This window comes from Alteromonas sp. G4i35 (assembly GCF_054960375.1).
Map to the genome: position 1 here is coordinate 13,598 of NZ_JBHNZD010000007.1, position 16,140 is coordinate 29,737.

Below are 16,140 nucleotides of genomic sequence, written 5' to 3' on the forward strand. Positions count from 1 at the left end.
CATTCGCGTTTAGCTTCAATTTGAGAGTGTGTAATGGATAAAACCTTCGAACCGCAGTCCATCGAGCAGCAATGCTACAAGTCATGGGAAGAGGCGGGTTTATTTAAAGCTTCAGGTAGCGGCGACCCTTATTGTATTTTGCTTCCGCCACCAAACGTTACCGGTAGCCTTCACATGGGCCATGGTTTCCAACAAACCATTATGGACGCCTTAACCCGTTATCACCGCATGAAGGGCGACAATACGCTATGGCAAGTGGGTACTGACCACGCCGGTATTGCTACCCAAATGGTGGTAGAACGCCAACTTAACGCACAAGGCAAGACGCGCCACGATTTAGGTCGCGAAGACTTCATCAAAAAAGTATGGGAATGGAAAGAGCACAGCGGCGGAACGATCACCGGTCAAATGCGCCGTCTAGGTACGTCTCCTGACTGGTCTCGTGAAGTGTTCACCATGGACGAAGACCTGTCTAAAGCCGTAACAGAAGTGTTCGTTAAGCTACACGAAGAAGGCCTTATTTACCGCGGTAAGCGTTTGGTTAACTGGGATCCAGTGCTTCACACTGCAGTATCTGATCTTGAAGTACTAAACGAAGAAGAAGACGGCCACATGTGGCACATGCGCTACCCACTTGCAGATGGTAGCGGTGAGCTAGTGGTTGCGACAACGCGCCCAGAAACCATGCTAGGTGATACTGCCGTTGCGGTACACCCAGATGACGAGCGTTACCAAGCCTTTATCGGCAAAGAGATTAAGCTACCGATTACTGGCCGTTTAATTCCGGTTATCGCCGATGACTATGTCGATCAAGAATTCGGTACAGGCTGCGTGAAAATTACGCCTGCTCACGACTTCAACGACTACGATATGGGTAAGCGTCATAACTTGCCTATGATCAACATTCTTACCGACGATGCGAAAATTAACGACGAAGCGCCAGAAGCGTATCGTGGTTTAGATCGCTTCGACGCCCGTAAGCAAATTGTTGCTGATTTAGACGCACAAGGCGCATTGGTTAAGATTGAGCCGCACAAGCTTAAAGTTCCACGTGGCGACAGAACAGGTGCGGTAATTGAACCGTACCTAACTGACCAGTGGTATGTAGCGGTTGAGTCTCTTGCTAAACCTGCAATTGAAGCGGTTGAAAGCGGCGAAATTCGTTTTGTGCCAGAGAACTGGAACAAGACTTACTACCAGTGGATGCACAACATTCAAGACTGGTGTATTTCACGTCAGCTGTGGTGGGGACACCGCATTCCAGCGTGGTACGATGAAAACGGCAACGTTTTTGTTGGCCGTACCGAGGAAGAAGTACGTGAAAAACACGGCCTTGGCAGTGACGTAACGCTTTCACAGGACGACGATGTACTAGATACCTGGTTCTCAAGTGCACTATGGCCGTTTGCGACCATGGGCTGGCCAGAAGAAACGCCAGATCTAGAAACCTTTGTACCGTCTTCAGTGCTAGTAACCGGCTTTGACATCATCTTCTTCTGGGTTGCCAGAATGATCATGATGACCAAGAAGTTCACGGGCAAGATTCCGTTTAAAGACATCTACATTACTGGTCTTATCCGCGATGAGAACGGCGATAAAATGTCAAAGTCGAAGGGTAATGTGCTTGACCCAATCGACTTGATTGACGGTATTGATATTGAATCGCTTGTGACCAAACGCACTGCGGGCATGATGCAGCCTCAGCTTGCTGAGAAGATTGCTAAGCGTACCCGTAAGCAATTCCCTGATGGTATTCAGGCGTACGGTACAGACGCATTGCGCTTTACCTTTGCAGCTATGGCGTCAACCAGCCGCGATATCAACTTTGATATGGCCCGTGTTGAAGGCTACCGCAACTTCTGTAACAAAATTTGGAATGCATCGCGTTTCGTATTGATGAACACAGAAGAGCACGATACAGGTCGCGACGGTGGTGAAATGGTGCTTAGCATGGCCGATCGCTGGATTTGGGCGAAGTTCCAACAAACGCTGGTTGAGTTTGAAAAAGCGCTTGAAGACTATCGTTTCGACATTGCGGCGCAAACCGTTTACGAGTTCACCTGGAACCAGTTCTGTGACTGGTATCTAGAACTTACCAAACCTGTGCTTAATAATGACGCCAGCACCGAGGCTGAAAAGCGGGGTACACGTCATACGCTTATCAACGTGCTTGAAAGCCTGCTTCGCTTGTTGCACCCGCTAATGCCATTTATCACCGACACAATTTGGCAGCGCGTTGTGCCACTAAGTGCGCTTAAGGTGGAAGAGGGCGCAAGCATTATGGTTCAGGCATTCCCTGAAGTTGATGCAGCGAAACAAGACGACAAAGTACTTGCTGATATCGAGTGGGTGAAGAAGTTTATCGTGGGTATTCGTAATATCCGTGGTGAAATGGATATCTCACCAAACAAACCGCTAAATGCGCTACTTAAAAACGTAAGCGACGAAGACGCGCGTCGTCTTGATGCGGCTAAGGCATTCCTAGATAAGCTTTCTAAGCTTGAAACCGTAACTATTTTGAAAGACGGTGAAGAAGCGCCAGCCAGTGCGACAGCGCTAGTGGGCGAGATGGAAATTCTTATCCCGATGGCAGGGCTTATCGACAAAGACGCAGAGCTTGCTCGTATTACTAAAGCCATGGAGAAAATCGAGAAAGATGTTTCTCGTACTCGTGGCAAGTTGGGTAATGAGAAGTTTGTAAGCAATGCGCCTGAAGCGGTAATTGAAAAAGAACGCGCTAAGTTGGAAGAGGGTGAAAAAGCCCTAGCCAAACTTAAAGAGCAGTTCGAGACCATTAAAGCGCTTTAAGTGCAGCCCTTAGAACGGGGTTTATCGATACAAATTAGAAGGGTTACCGAAAGGTAGCCCTTTTTTATTAGCGATTTAACAGGCCCTAAACATAGCGCGTTTGTTCGTAAGCCGTTCCTGCATTCTCACACTTCGCTAGGAAACTTGCCAGCGCCTATTGAGTGGGTAACTATTTATGCGAACTGGTATACGAACCTATCTTTACGTTGGCGTTTAGCGCTGTTTGCCTAAGTACTGTTTTAACATGCCTATCAATGATTTTTGCTTTATTGGCTTGGTGAGGTAGTCGTTCATACCCGCGTCTATCGCGCTTTGTTTATCTTCCTTCATTGCATTAGCCGAAAGGCCGATAATAGGTACGCCAGTAAAGCCTTTTTCGCGGAGTTGTGTGGTTGCCTCATAACCGTCCATCACCGGCATTTGTACATCCATCAATATTAGGTCGTACTGCGGGGCATTTTCTACTTTTTGCACGGCTTGCTTACCGTCTTCTGCAATATCGAAAGTAAGCCCAAGATTGGTAAGCATTTCTCCGGTGACGAGTTGATTTATATTATTGTCTTCTACTAAAAGCACGTGGCCTTCTAGTGATGTTGCTTCCGCTTCTTCACTAAAATGATGTCCGTCATAACTTGCATCTTTAGATATCACCTGATGAACAAAACGCTCAAATTGCGCAGGTGTGAATGGATGCATGATAAGTGGGCCTTTCCATAGCGTGTCATATTTAGCTTGTAGCGCGCTGCCTGCACTTTCCATCACTAGGCCTACCGACTTCCCTTTTTCTAATAAGGCGTTTAACCAAGCAATATTCTGTCTGAATTCACTGAACTCATGGATATCTACAATGATATGTTCAGGTAAAGCGGCGATATTTTTGGCATCTTCTATTGATAGCGTTGATTTAGTTGGCAGCTGTATCTGGTTGCAATAAGCCGTAGGCAGCAATGCTGCTTCAGTAACATAAAGGCTATCAACAGGTAGCTGAGGTGTTTGTTCAAGCACGCCTGGTTGGTTTTTAAATGCTTTCAGCGGCAGTTCAACTTCAAACGTACTGCCTTTTCCCATAGTAGAAGTGGCATCAAGGCGGCCGTTCATAAGTTCAGTAAGCTGGCTTACAATCGCAAGGCCAAGGCCGGTACCGCCGTATTTTCTATTGGTTGAACCGTCTGCTTGAGTGAAAGGCTTAAATATTCTATCTAGCTGGGCTGCACTCATACCTATGCCGGAATCGGTGATTCGCATGGTAAGGTTTAACACGTTCCCTTTTTCGTTCAGGCTGCCATCAAACTCAATATCTATACGCCCTTGCTCGGTGAACTTCACAGCATTGTTGCCTATATTCATAATTATTTGGGCAATACGCAGTGGGTCGCCAATTACTTGCGGAGGTATCTTTGGATTTACCGTAAAGTGCACCGATAAGTTCTTTTCTTTTGCGCGTAGTGCAATGACAGCAATGAGGTTGTCGAACAGTGAATGCAAAGAAAAGCTCACTTCCTCAATCTTCAATTTACCCGCTTCAATTTTTGAGAAGTCGAGAATATCGTTAATTACGCTCAGTAATATTTGCCCAGAATACGCTGCCTTGTCGAGATACCCTTTAACAGTAGTGGACAGCTCTTGCTGTTGCGCCAGTTCTATTAGCCCGATAATGCCATTCATCGGCGTGCGGATTTCATGACTCATATTGGCTAAAAACATACTCTTTGACGCGGTTGCTTGCTCCGCTTTTATTTTCGCCTCAGTAATCGCTTTATTTAAGCTTTCAAGCTGAGAGTTCATGGTTCTTGCTTCATCTAGCAGTTTTTCTGTCTCTCGGTTTTTATCACTAAAAACAAGCGCCGCTTTTGCTAGCTTGCCAATCTCATCTTTTCGGCTGCTGCCAGGAATATTGGAAATTTGTACGCCTTGGGCAAGTTTGTTGAAAACTTGAGTGATAGAGCGGATAGGGCCCAATATGCGAAACATGGCAAACAGCGCTGCTGAGAGGGCGAGTAGAATGGCAACAAGAGAAAATAACTCTCCGTTACGCTGTGTGCTTTCAGCCAGTGTGTAGGTGCGTTGAGTCGCAATTTCAGAGTCTGTGGTTACTTTTTTGGCCAGCTCACCGCTTAAATAGAGAAATTCATTGGCAGACCCCGCCATGACTACGTTAACCAAGAATAAATTACCTTGGGTTATCTGGGTTAGCTTAACGAAATCGGCTTTAATTTTTTCCGACAATCGCTCCACTCTTTCCTGAAGGGATGTATTTTTCGTTAGCGTTAATTTTCGTAGTGAATCTGCGGCTTCGTTGAATGCTCGAATAAAACCCATGTCGGGTTTCATCAGATATTTCAACATCGCATTTTCTGCCCGAATAAGAAGCGTCTTTGCCTGTTCTTCAGAGGCAGCAGAGATATCTCCGTTTGTTTTAGCGTCACTCAGTATCTTTTCCAGTAACGTAATATCAGATAGTGTGCCTCTTGCTATAAGGTTATCTCTTTCAGAGCGCGCATCGACAACTTGAGTAAAATTCTCCTGATAGGCGTTAAGGTGCTCCTTCATTCTTGAAAGGATATGGTTGTCTTCCTGTATTTCCTTGTCTTCGTCTACCAGGGCTAACTTGTCGAGTTTGGTGTTAATAGTCACCATGAGTCGACTGAAGCGAGTAATGGCTGATTTGCTCGCATTCTCTTTGAATATGAGCACGTTGCGCTGTAAGTCCACCACATCCCGTTCAAGTTCCTTAACAAGTGCAACATCAACTACAGCCTTTGACGCTGATGCCACGCCTTTGTTTAGGACTTCTTGGTTTTCTCTAGCAATAAACCCCTGTGCCAATATAAGCGCTATAAGAGCGAGTAGCACGGTGATAAGCTGAATTCGAATTGACGATAACATGTGAACTAAAAAAGCCTTATTCCATTAACGTTATGGGTTTTTACTTAACGCAACATTATGCAGTGATGAATTCGTACCACTTCTGCAAACTGTATTCGTACGTTGGCATAACGGTATTCCATACGGCAACATTACTAAAACGCTCTTCATAACTCCCACCAGTGCGCTGGGCGCCTTGTCTAACACTAATATTTCCGTCGGGCCCTTTTAGCGGCTCTGATGCTACTTGCCCTTTGTACCAGTAATTCCATTCGGCGTCTGAAAGATATTGAGCTGAACGTTTAGGGTTGGAAATATAGTAGCCTTGTCTGGCAATAAATGCGCCAGGCCACCCCGACAGCCACCAATTCATATACTCATAAGCCACGTCCTTTATTCTACCTTGTGTGGCAGAGGACATGCACATTACACCGTGCCATCCGCGGTAGCCTTCTTTCGGTGCTGCAAACGTAACCGGAATATCTTGACCGTTCAGTGCAGAGACCGCAGGCGAGAACATGCTTTCGATTGCAACCCGTCCACTTTTCATGAACTCAACAGACTCAGGGACCGAGGTCCAGAATCCATTGAAATGGTTTAACTGAGTCAACTCTATAAGTAAGCTAAACAAATCATCAAGTTCATACTCGGTCATGGCACCGATGTCTTGGAATTGAATGAATCCTTTAGCTTGTGCGGCAAGTGCTAAATCGAAAAGTCCGATAGTGGGGTCGTTAACTATGCCCACTTTTCCTGAATAGCGACTGTCTAAAAGCCAGCCCCAGCTTTCTTCTTGCCCTTGCAGTTCGTTGGGTAACTTTGATGTGTCATAGCCAAAAGAGTCAACATTGTGCACATAAGGTAAAAAGCTAATTGTGTCAGTATGGTTGGCACCTAGTGTGCCGTCGTCCTGAACATTAATAATTTTATGCGGTGCGTCGCCAGCGCCCATTCGCGCGTTCTCGGTAAGTTTTCCGGTTTTGCTTAAATCGTTTATTTCTTCCCAATACAGAAGGCGTTTCTTCTCTATGGGCTGAATAGCATGAGCGCGCCACAATACATTAATGCTATTAGACCACTGCTCATAAAGGTCGAATGACGAGGGGTTCATCGACGCCTTTTGAAGAACGGTTGCACTGCCACCCGGCTCGAACTCAATATTAATGCCTAAGTCTTCCATGGCGCGCTGACGAATGGCTTCTTGAAGCGTGACATGGGTGCCTAATACGCGCAGCGTCGGTTTTTCTTTTCCGATTGAAAAAGGGGTAATGCCCGCAGTAAGACCAAAGGCGAGACCGCCCTTTAATAAGGTACGGCGCTGGAAAGAAGAAGCGACGTTTTTATCTGAGTTTGGAGGCATTAACGTACGTCCATAGTAAACGATGACCCTCCATTATTCTGGCATCTATTTCATAGAGTTACCAAAAAATGTTACCCCATAGTTAAAAATAAAATGTTGCTTTGACATATTTGGTAACACATCAAAATTAGCGAGTAGTTAAATTTTGTATTATAAAGATATCAAAATGATATCAAAGGTGAGTGATATGAAAGAAAAGAAAGGGTTTTCGGTAAACGGTTATTTGATGATCTGTGTTTTGCTAGTCGCACAGGTTGCTACGTTTTTCTATGCAGTGTCGGGTAACCCCGAAGCTGGTGTAATTCTAAGCGTTTTAGTGGGAAGTTTGTGGTTGGGCTATTTCATGGTGCAACCCAACCAAGCAAAGGTCATGACGTTTTTCGGCAGCTATGTAGGTACTGTCTCTGATGTTGGATTGCGCTGGACAATTCCTTTGTTCCGTAGAGCTAATATTTCTCTGCGCATAAGAAACTTTGAAAGTGCCAGAATTAAAGTTAACGACAATCAAGGAAACCCCATTGAAATCGCCTCTATTGTCGTGTGGAAAGTGAGCGATACTGCTGAAGCAATGTTTGACGTAGACGATTACGAAAGTTTTGTGCGAATTCAAAGTGAGTCCGCGATCCGCAATATGGCAAGTAGCTTTCCTTACGATCCACGTGACGACGAGCAAGCGGAAGTCGCACTTCGTAGCCACCCAATAGAGATATCAGCGCGTTTACAAGAAGAGATCCAAGCTCGCCTTGCGAAAGCTGGGATCACAATTTTGGAGTCTCGTATCAGCCACCTTGCCTACGCGCAAGAAATCGCAAGTGCCATGCTTCAGCGTCAACAAGCATCAGCTATTGTGGCTGCCCGGAAGCAAATTGTAGATGGTGCTGTGGGAACCGTAGAAATGGCACTTCAGCGATTAAATGAAAAGGGTGTAGTAGAGCTTGATGAAGAGCGTAAGGCGACGATGATAAGTAATTTATTAGTTGTGCTGTGTGGTGATAAGTCGACGCAACCGGTTATTAATACAGGTACAATCTACTAGCTCGTTTTTTTAATTTAAGTTTGAAATTGTAGTGCCGCAGTGATGCACTGCGGCACATAAGGTTTGTGATTTTGGCAAAGAAAAAAGCGTATCCACTTAGGATAAATGAAAATGTACTTGCCGCCATGGAGCGATGGGCTGCCGATGACTTGCGAAGTGTAAATGCGCAAATAGAGTATGTATTAAGACAAGCGCTAGTGAAGCAGGGAAGAGTGAAGCTGGTAGAAAAAGTGGTAGTAGAGGTTGAAGGTATTGAGCCGCCTGACGGGGGAGAAAACTGAGCAACGTGGCTGGACAGCCAAATCGATGCTGAGCTGATAAGCTAACGATTTAGGTTATTAAAGGTGAGCCGTAGTGAGCAATATGCTCATGTAGCGTTACCACGAATCAATATTAGCTTTTACGTAACATGATGAGGTTTAGAATGAGACTCTGTGCCAGCTCTACCATCTTCACAGGGTTCTAACCCTTCGTTATCGATATCGTCATAACATTCGCACTCTATGGTATTGCGACCTTTATTTTTGGCTCTATAAAGGGCTTCATCTGCATCGCAAAGTAGTTGCTTTATGCTTGCCTCTTTTAAGTCGCTTACATATACCGCCCCCAAACTAAGGGTAACTTGTCTTCCTTTCAACGGAGGATGGGTTTCATGGAGAATGCTGACTTTCTCGCGAAATCTGTCTAATAGTTGGCGAGGGGAGACTGGACTTGTTAGTACCATACAGAACGCAAACTCTTCGCCACCTATGCGCCCAATGGCATCTTCTTGACGAAAAAATTGCTGCATTGTTTGAGCAACGATGGTTAATACGTCATCGCCAAATCCGTGGCCATAACTATCATTAATAGCCTTAAAGTGATCTACATCGGCGATGCCAATCAACATTGCATGTCCATTGCGTTTTGCGAAGTTTAACGACTTTGCAAATGCGTCTAGAAATGCCCGTCTATTTGGAATGTTCGTGAGCGCGTCATAATATGCCAGTTTCTCTAATTTATGATTGGCTGAACGAAGCTCGCTGGTTCGACGGTTAACCAGGCTTTCTAAGTTCTGCTTTATTTTCTTAAGTTCTGCATTGCGCTTATCTAGCTGTTCAGATTGGAACTTCATTTCGCTAACGTTACGCTGAACAGCTGCAAAATGGGTTACTTCACCGAATTCATTGGTAAGCGGGAATATGTTCATTTGAACCCAGAAAGGTGTGCCAGACTTCGTATAATTTAAAAGTGTTTCGGTACATGGGCGTTGATCAATAAGTGACTGCCGAATACGCAGCGTAGAGGCTTTGTCGGTTAGGGCACCTTGAAAAATGCGAGGTGTCTCACCCAATAACTCCTCAAGACTATATTCAGTATGTTTACACAATGCTCCATTTGCATAGATGATTTTAGGAGAAAGCGGGGCATCGATATTCTGAGCTTCCGTTACCAAAATCATATCTTGTGAATGTTGAACAATATCTTTGTAAGAGAAATCACTAATCTTTGCCGTGATATCAGTGAAATAAACCACTACAAAAGACGGTGAACTGCCATTGACCTTGTACTTTTCGGGATATGCGTTGACATTAAACCACGTTATTTTATCGGTATCTTTATTTATCGTTCCCAATATTCGGTTATTTATAGCGGTGCTAGTAGCAAGCACCTGGGCAATGGGAAGTTCGTGGTAAGGTACTTTTCTGTTTTGCATGTCAATGAACTCCCAGGAGTCCACGTCTAAGCTTTTCTCTTTAAGTTTATCTATACTTAATCGAAGCAGCGTTAACGCAGCGGGATTGGCATACTCTACAACGCCAGTAGCATTGTGAATGACTACGCCAATTTGCGTATTTTCTAATAGATTGAACAAGTTAACATTGTCGATGCTCATTGCACTACACCAATTGAAAGCGTCAGTATGTACTGTTTTCCTTGGTACATTGGCGAATCAACGTTAATTGGAAAAGAAGGTTTATATTATATAATAGACTTTAGTATAAAAAATAGCCAAAAGCTGCAGGTGCATGCAGCTTTTAGCTGATTAACTTTCCAAGATAGTTAGCAGTGTCGGCGTCTAACAGTTCGTCTAACAAGTACAATGCCACCTAATAGACACAGTGGGAGTAAAGACCATGCTCCGCCATGCTCTTCTACTATGACTACCGTATCTTCAACCACATATTCATTATTTTCACTTTCAAGGGGAAGATAGGCGAGTGCACTGTCATCATAGGCATCGGTATACGCCACAAGCATTTCGGTATCTGCATCATAAAGCTCTAATAGAATGTCGTACTCACCGGGCGGATAGCCAGAAACTAATGTGCTTTCAATGGTAAAGGTATCTGTTGAGTCTTCTGAGTAAATGTAAAATTCAGACGACACGTGAATAGACTCGTACACGTCGTTTTTGCCCAAATACAGGACCGCGTATACTGGCGCGCGAGTGAAAATGGTGTCGGCGTCAAACTCAATCGAAAACGTAGAGTGATAACCATCGTAATCAATGTCTTGCTCAAGCGTTACCCAGCTTTCATAAATCCAAAACTCATTAATACTGCTGACTACGATATCGCTAGAGGACTTACTCACGGCTAAATGCTGTTGATGCTTACCCGCCTTGGGAAGGGACTGTTGATCAGTCTCAACGTCATCAACAGATTGAGAGATTGTTTCTTCGCTTGTCAATGCACCTGAGGTTTTAGGCAGCAGCGATTCAGCGGCAACAAATGGTTTGTCGTAACGGTATTCGTTAGAGGTAACGTTTTTGTTTTGTGCGCTATTTTCGGTACTGGCATGCACAGGTGACATAAGCGCAAGCTGTAATGTTGCAATAGCAGAATATGTAGTAAGTGAGAAAAGTAGCTTTTTCATCTGTCCATCCTTTTCCAATCGATAATGACAGTGTCATTGTTGACGGAAAAAGATGAACAAAAGCTGAAGGGTAACTTAACGCCTTCTCAGTTAAAACGGTGAGGGTGCCTTAGAGATCAGTCGTCGAAGTAGTGATCTTCTTCTTCGTATTCACCTTCTTCACGCGGCTCGAAGTAAGTACCCCAACCGTCGTAGGTTACATCATGCTTGTCGGCAATTTTAAGCAAGGTGTCAGAGTCCGCATTAAGCTTTTCAATATCTAGCTTTCGCTCTGCAACTGCGTCGAAGCAGAAAATGGTTTCGCCATCATCAAGAATAAGCTCTTCTGCGTCGGTGACTTCAAAACCAGCTTTAAACGCATCAACAGCTGCCTTTTCTAGCACGTCGAAGTCAGTGCTGGCGAAGTGGTGCTCAATGGTATAGTCGGCATCGGCTTGGCTGCCGTCTTCTAGAAGGGCATCAATAGTTTCTTGGTTAAACTCGTACCACTCTTCTCTTTCATCGAACTGGGTCATAATAAACACTCGTTAGCAATTTTGACGCAAGTTTACCTGCTTTTTTCCAGTTCATCGACCTGTGTATTAAGCGCATCAAACTTTTGTTTCATTTCATCGTTAAAATGCACCATCCACTCTTTAATTGTCTTGTCTTCGCTCAAAGCCTGAGGGGCAGCTATATCAATAAGCACAATGCCGTTATTCCAACGGTTCCATTTTACTTTATTGTGCAAATTGCTGGCGGTTACCATGACAACCGGTTCGTTGGTGGTCTTAGCTAGGCGAAACGCACCTTGTTTGAAAGGTAATATGCCTCTGCCATAGCTTCGTGTACCTTCTGGGAATAGCCATACCGACGTTTTCTTTTTCGCAATGCGTTTTGCAGCAATATCGAGTGTATTACGGGCTTTACCGGAATTCTTTCTATCAATCATGATATTGCCTGACAACCAATAGATTTGGCCGAAAATAGGGATCCACTTTAAGCTCTTTTTGCCAATGGTTACCACGCCAGGCAGTGCAGCTTTACAGATAGTGATAACGTCGAAACTGTTTTGATGATTGGCGATGTAAACGTAGGGCTCGTTTATTTTAACCGCAGGATCTTTCTTTATAATAATTTTGAGACCTACGACCTTAGCCATAAGTGAATACATACTACCCGCAATATGCACGTTATCTTTGTGAAAAGGTCGTGCGATACAAACAATTAGCAGAACGATGTTAATGAGTAAAAAGGCGATAAAAAGTGCCGGAATGCGGAATAAAGCGATCAAAACAACTCCTAGATACAATTGACGCGCGCAGTATAGATGAAGTTTCAGCGTACACTTGTCCGATGAGTTTTTACAGTGCGGAAGGTATAGTTGAGCAATAAGTTGGAAAAGTGGCTATGTTTCTCACCTTTAGTATGAGGAAATTTTGCCGATACCCAATTACAATAATAAAAAGCGCAATCGAACCTAACTCGGTAACCACTATATGCAGACATTTACTCCAGACGACCTAGAAGAAGATATTCTTGCTGACCTTATGGAGGAAATAAACGAACTCTATGAATCAAGTGAACAAACCTTGATTGAATTAGAGCTTCGTCCGGAAGACAACGAATTGCAGCGTGCTCTGTTTCGCTCAATCCACACCATTAAAGGTGATTTAGGCCTGGTTAACTTCTCTCCCATGATCCCGCTTTTGCAGCATGTAGAGGACTTGCTAGATTATTTGCGCAAAGGGCAGGTGGCCTACACAAGTACTATGAGTGACTTGGTATTGCTTACTATGGACAGAGTAAAAGCCTTTGTAGAGGCTGTAATGGCCAATGGCAAAGCCGAGTACGATGACAATCTTCACAATCAGCTGGTTTTAGCTATCGGTCGTGTGACACCTGAAAATACTGCTGAGCATGAAAAACGCCTTACCGAAGCGGTCTTATTACTTAACCCAGCGTTAGATATTGTTGCGGATGAAGACGACCCACAAAACGTTCAGATAAAGCCCCCTACGTTAGCGGCTACAGGTATCCCTAAAGATATTAGTAGTGAAAAGAAGCAAGATATTCTATTTTTCCGCGACTTAATGCAAACCATTGAACGCCGCTCCAACTACTGGTCTGGTCGTGGTGATCGCATTGCCAAACTGGCTATGTATATTAACGACGTGGCCGAAAACCCTATAGACGAAGATCAGCTTGCCGTAGCCAGCTATGTACATGACTTCGGAATGGCCTTCATGCCATTGAAGCTTTTGCACAAAGGCGATGCGCTAAGCGATATCGAATTTAATCTTATGCGCTCTCATGTGTATAAAAGTGCCCGTTTGTTAGAGCACCTGGATCAATGGGATATGGCGCGCAAAATTGTGATGCAGCACCATGAACGCACCGATGGAACAGGTTATCCATTGGGGCTAAAAGAAGACGATATATGTGAAGGTGCGAAGTTATTAGCCATTGTTGATACCTACGATGCAATGACACACCCAAGAGCGCACAATGAAGATAACGTACTTTCCAAAAAAGAGGCGGTGATAGAAATAAATCGAAGCGCCAAAGGCCAGTTTAGTATGAAGTGGGTAAGGCATTTCAATCAGGGAATGACTGCGCTACTGACGAAAGGACATTAGGTAGCAAGCCGCTCATAAGCTAGCAGTGAGTTCCCTGCTAGCTTACGGCGTAATCACTAGGGTTAGTTCACACCCAATTCTTTTAACTTTCTTGTTAGGGTATTTCTTCCCCAACCCAAGCGTTTAGCCGCATCTTGTTTGTGGCCATGAGTGTGCTGAAGTGCTCGCTCAAGCATAATACGCTCAAACGTCAGCATCGCGTCGTTAAGAATATTGTGATGGCCGTCGCGAAGCTGTTTATCGGTCCAGCTTGCCAACAAATCTGGCCACTCACCCGATTCAGCGCTAGGTTTTTCAATACTGCTATCGCTGTGAATTTCCGGTGGCAGATCGCTGGGCAGCACTTCTTGACCACTCGCCATTACCGTTAACCAGCGACACACGTTTTCTAGCTGTCTTACGTTTCCAGGCCATGGTAGCTGAGACATTACGCGCTCAGCGTCTTTCGATATGCTTTTAGCTTCTACATCAAGTTCTTTGGCTGCTCGGCGCAAGAAGTGACGGGTCAGTAATGGAATATCTTCGCGGCGCTCGTTAAGTGAAGGAAGGTGCACTCGGATAACGTTTAAGCGGTGGAACAAATCTTCCCTAAACTTACCTTCAGCAACCCTTTGTTCTAAATTCTGGTGAGTTGCAGCGATGATGCGTACGTCCACACTCACTGATTGATGGCCACCGACACGATAAAACTGGCCGTCTGCAAGCACACGTAAAAGGCGGGTTTGTACATCTAACGGCATATCGCCTATTTCATCTAAGAACAATGTTCCGCCGTCGGCTTGTTCGAAGCGGCCTTGGCGAGCTGCCTGGGCTCCGGTAAACGCGCCCTTCTCATGGCCAAATAGTTCTGATTCTACAAGGTCGGCAGGAATGGCGGCCATATTAAGGGCGATGAAAGGTTTACTTGCTCTTGGGCTGTGCCTATGAAGGGCGTGCGCCACAAGTTCTTTACCCGTTCCAGATTGCCCGTTAATTAGCACGCTAATTGAAGAGCGAGACAAACGACCTATGGCACGAAACACTTCCTGCATGGCAGGTGCTTCGCCAATAATTTCCGTTACTACGTCTTCAACTTGCGCTTTAGATACGGTGGACTGCTCTCTGGCATGTGCCAGCGCCCGCTGGGTTAAGGTTACTGCCTCGTCGATATCAAATGGCTTTGGCAAATATTCAAAGGCGCCTTTTTGATATGCGTTAACTGCGCTGTCTAAATCCGAATGCGCCGTCATAATGATAACGGGGAGCATAGGGTGCGAGGCATGCACTTCGTTCAGTAACGTCATGCCGTCCATTTGTGGCATTCTTATGTCTGAAATGATGACTTCAGGGGCTTGGCCGCTTTGAAGTTGAAGCAATAAATCTTCAGGGTTTTCAAAACTTAAGCAGCTGATATCTGCTGCTTGTAAGGCCTTTTGCAGCACCCAACGAATAGAACTGTCATCATCGACAATCCACACAGACTCATTCGTCATCGTCTGTCTCCTTACGATCTATTGGTATGTAAATTACGAACTCAGTGTGACCAGGGTAGCTATCTACATCTATTTTGCCGCCGTGGTGGTTTATAAGGGTCTGTGAAATAGACAAACCCAACCCAGAGCCATTTTGCTTGCTTGTGACCATGGGGTAGAAAAGTGTGTCTTTTACTTCAGCCGGAATACCCGGGCCGTTATCAATAATTTTTATTTTAGCTACCAGCGCGTGACGCTTCGTTTGAATTGTCATTTGGCGCTCTATTCGCGTAATTAACCTAATTTGTGGGTTGGGGGTTTGGCTCTCGGTTAATGCCTGAACGCTGTTGCGCACAATATTGAGCACCGCTTGCTGAATCATGTCAGGGTCTAACATAAGCGGTGGAATGCTGGGGTCATAGTCGCGAACTATGGTAATGGGATTGTCTGAGTCAAAGCGCATTAAGCTGCGTATTTTTTCAAGCGCTTGATGCACGTTGCTTTCTTCAAATCGAGGTAGTGAATTTGGTCCAAGCAATCGATCAACTAAGTTTCGCAGACGGTCAGACTGCTCAATGATCATGCTTGTAAATTCTTTATGCTCGTCAATCAGCTCTTTTTCTAATAGCTGTGCTGCACCGCGAATACCACCAAGAGGATTTTTGATTTCGTGTGCAAGGCCGCGAACCAATTCCCGTGCTGCGTAATGCTGCGCGTTTTGTAAAGTTTCTCGAGAAATTCGCTTTTGTTGGTCAATCTTTTTAACTTCAAATAGCAGTCGTGGGCCGTCTTCGAAGTGCAAGTTGGTAACGGTTAGGTCGGCAGATACATAGCGGTTATCTCGAAAAGCCAACTTAATTTCGTTTTCGGTGAAATCTTCACCTTTTCTGATGGCAGCTTTAAGTCGGGTGGTTTCTATTGTGCCCGGCAAGAAAAAATCTTGAAGTGGATGGCCAATAAGTTGTTTTAATCCAGTCTCAAACAAAGCTTCACCAGCGTGGTTGGCATAAACAATCGTAAGTTTGTTGTCTACCATTACCAGTGCGGTATTTAGGCTATTGATTAGCTGTTGTGTTTCTAACTCGGTGGAATGCATCCGAGCTCGTCTCCTTTGCACCATAATTGTGCATTGTAGCTTGCAAT

The 16,140-nt window shown here is 44.8% G+C and carries 12 protein-coding genes; 4 read left to right on the plus strand and 8 right to left on the minus strand.

The window, feature by feature from the left end:
• Positions 1-33: 33 nt before the first annotated feature.
• Positions 34-2,808, plus strand: a complete 2,775-nt coding sequence (locus ACFI6L_RS05455; protein WP_462573566.1) for a valine--tRNA ligase — start codon at positions 34-36, stop codon at positions 2,806-2,808.
• Between the two features lie 213 nt (positions 2,809-3,021).
• Here the strand turns inward: ACFI6L_RS05455 and ACFI6L_RS05460 are convergent, their stop codons facing one another.
• Positions 3,022-5,694, minus strand: coding sequence for a hybrid sensor histidine kinase/response regulator (locus ACFI6L_RS05460; protein ID WP_462573567.1), 2,673 nt, complete (start codon positions 5,692-5,694; stop codon positions 3,022-3,024).
• A gap of 55 nt (positions 5,695-5,749) precedes the next feature.
• Positions 5,750-7,033, minus strand: coding sequence for an ABC transporter substrate-binding protein (locus ACFI6L_RS05465; protein ID WP_462573568.1), 1,284 nt, complete (start codon positions 7,031-7,033; stop codon positions 5,750-5,752).
• Between the two features lie 187 nt (positions 7,034-7,220).
• Here ACFI6L_RS05465 and ACFI6L_RS05470 point away from each other — a divergent pair, with 187 nt between their 5' ends.
• Positions 7,221-8,069, plus strand: coding sequence for an SPFH domain-containing protein (locus tag ACFI6L_RS05470; protein WP_014950598.1), 849 nt, complete (start codon positions 7,221-7,223; stop codon positions 8,067-8,069).
• A 71-nt stretch (positions 8,070-8,140) separates the two neighbouring features.
• Positions 8,141-8,350: a type II toxin-antitoxin system antitoxin gene (locus tag ACFI6L_RS05475; RefSeq protein WP_014950597.1), complete on the plus strand. Its 210-nt coding sequence runs from the start codon at positions 8,141-8,143 to the stop codon at positions 8,348-8,350.
• Positions 8,351-8,469: 119 nt separating this feature from the next.
• Here ACFI6L_RS05475 and ACFI6L_RS05480 read toward each other — a convergent pair whose 3' ends face one another.
• The 4 genes from ACFI6L_RS05480 to ACFI6L_RS05495 all read right to left on the minus strand — a co-directional run bounded on the left by ACFI6L_RS05480 (position 8,470) and on the right by ACFI6L_RS05495 (position 12,201).
• Positions 8,470-9,945, minus strand: a complete 1,476-nt coding sequence (locus ACFI6L_RS05480) for a sensor domain-containing diguanylate cyclase (protein ID WP_462573569.1) — start codon at positions 9,943-9,945, stop codon at positions 8,470-8,472.
• A gap of 167 nt (positions 9,946-10,112) precedes the next feature.
• Positions 10,113-10,928: a choice-of-anchor H family protein gene (locus ACFI6L_RS05485; RefSeq protein ID WP_283620299.1), complete on the minus strand. Its 816-nt coding sequence runs from the start codon at positions 10,926-10,928 to the stop codon at positions 10,113-10,115.
• Between the two features lie 116 nt (positions 10,929-11,044).
• Positions 11,045-11,443, minus strand: coding sequence for a ribonuclease E inhibitor RraB (gene rraB / locus ACFI6L_RS05490; RefSeq protein ID WP_014950594.1), 399 nt, complete (start codon positions 11,441-11,443; stop codon positions 11,045-11,047).
• Positions 11,444-11,475: 32 nt separating this feature from the next.
• Complete coding sequence (locus ACFI6L_RS05495; RefSeq protein WP_014950593.1) at positions 11,476-12,201, minus strand: 1-acylglycerol-3-phosphate O-acyltransferase; 726 nt, start codon at positions 12,199-12,201, stop codon at positions 11,476-11,478.
• Between the two features lie 205 nt (positions 12,202-12,406).
• On the opposite strand from ACFI6L_RS05495, the gene ACFI6L_RS05500 reads away from it, so the two are divergent.
• A complete protein-coding gene (locus tag ACFI6L_RS05500; RefSeq protein ID WP_075176830.1) occupies positions 12,407-13,546 on the plus strand; it encodes an HD-GYP domain-containing protein in 1,140 nt (379 codons plus the stop codon).
• Between the two features lie 62 nt (positions 13,547-13,608).
• Here the strand turns inward: ACFI6L_RS05500 and glnG are convergent, their stop codons facing one another.
• Positions 13,609-15,018, minus strand: a complete 1,410-nt coding sequence (glnG, locus tag ACFI6L_RS05505; RefSeq protein WP_014977284.1) for a nitrogen regulation protein NR(I) — start codon at positions 15,016-15,018, stop codon at positions 13,609-13,611.
• The gene (glnL, locus tag ACFI6L_RS05510; RefSeq protein ID WP_014950590.1) at positions 15,008-16,093 is read right to left on the minus strand and encodes a nitrogen regulation protein NR(II); all 1,086 of its coding nucleotides are present in this window, start codon (positions 16,091-16,093) and stop codon (positions 15,008-15,010) included. Before glnL ends, glnG begins: the two co-directional genes overlap by 11 nt.
• Positions 16,094-16,140 lie beyond the last annotated feature (47 nt).

What these genes read in the sequence shown, in the direction of transcription:
- ACFI6L_RS05455 (WP_462573566.1), top strand. Translation starts at nt 34, where the DNA reads ATGGATAAAACCTTCGAACCGCAGTCCATCGAGCAGCAATGCTACAAG.
- ACFI6L_RS05460 (WP_462573567.1), bottom strand. Translation starts at nt 5,694, where the DNA reads ATGTTATCGTCAATTCGAATTCAGCTTATCACCGTGCTACTCGCTCTT.
- ACFI6L_RS05465 (WP_462573568.1), bottom strand. Translation starts at nt 7,033, where the DNA reads ATGCCTCCAAACTCAGATAAAAACGTCGCTTCTTCTTTCCAGCGCCGT.
- ACFI6L_RS05470 (WP_014950598.1), top strand. Translation starts at nt 7,221, where the DNA reads ATGAAAGAAAAGAAAGGGTTTTCGGTAAACGGTTATTTGATGATCTGT.
- ACFI6L_RS05480 (WP_462573569.1), bottom strand. Translation starts at nt 9,945, where the DNA reads ATGAGCATCGACAATGTTAACTTGTTCAATCTATTAGAAAATACGCAA.
- ACFI6L_RS05485 (WP_283620299.1), bottom strand. Translation starts at nt 10,928, where the DNA reads ATGAAAAAGCTACTTTTCTCACTTACTACATATTCTGCTATTGCAACA.
- rraB (WP_014950594.1), bottom strand. Translation starts at nt 11,443, where the DNA reads ATGACCCAGTTCGATGAAAGAGAAGAGTGGTACGAGTTTAACCAAGAA.
- ACFI6L_RS05500 (WP_075176830.1), top strand. Translation starts at nt 12,407, where the DNA reads ATGCAGACATTTACTCCAGACGACCTAGAAGAAGATATTCTTGCTGAC.
- glnG (WP_014977284.1), bottom strand. Translation starts at nt 15,018, where the DNA reads ATGACGAATGAGTCTGTGTGGATTGTCGATGATGACAGTTCTATTCGT.
- glnL (WP_014950590.1), bottom strand. Translation starts at nt 16,093, where the DNA reads ATGCATTCCACCGAGTTAGAAACACAACAGCTAATCAATAGCCTAAAT.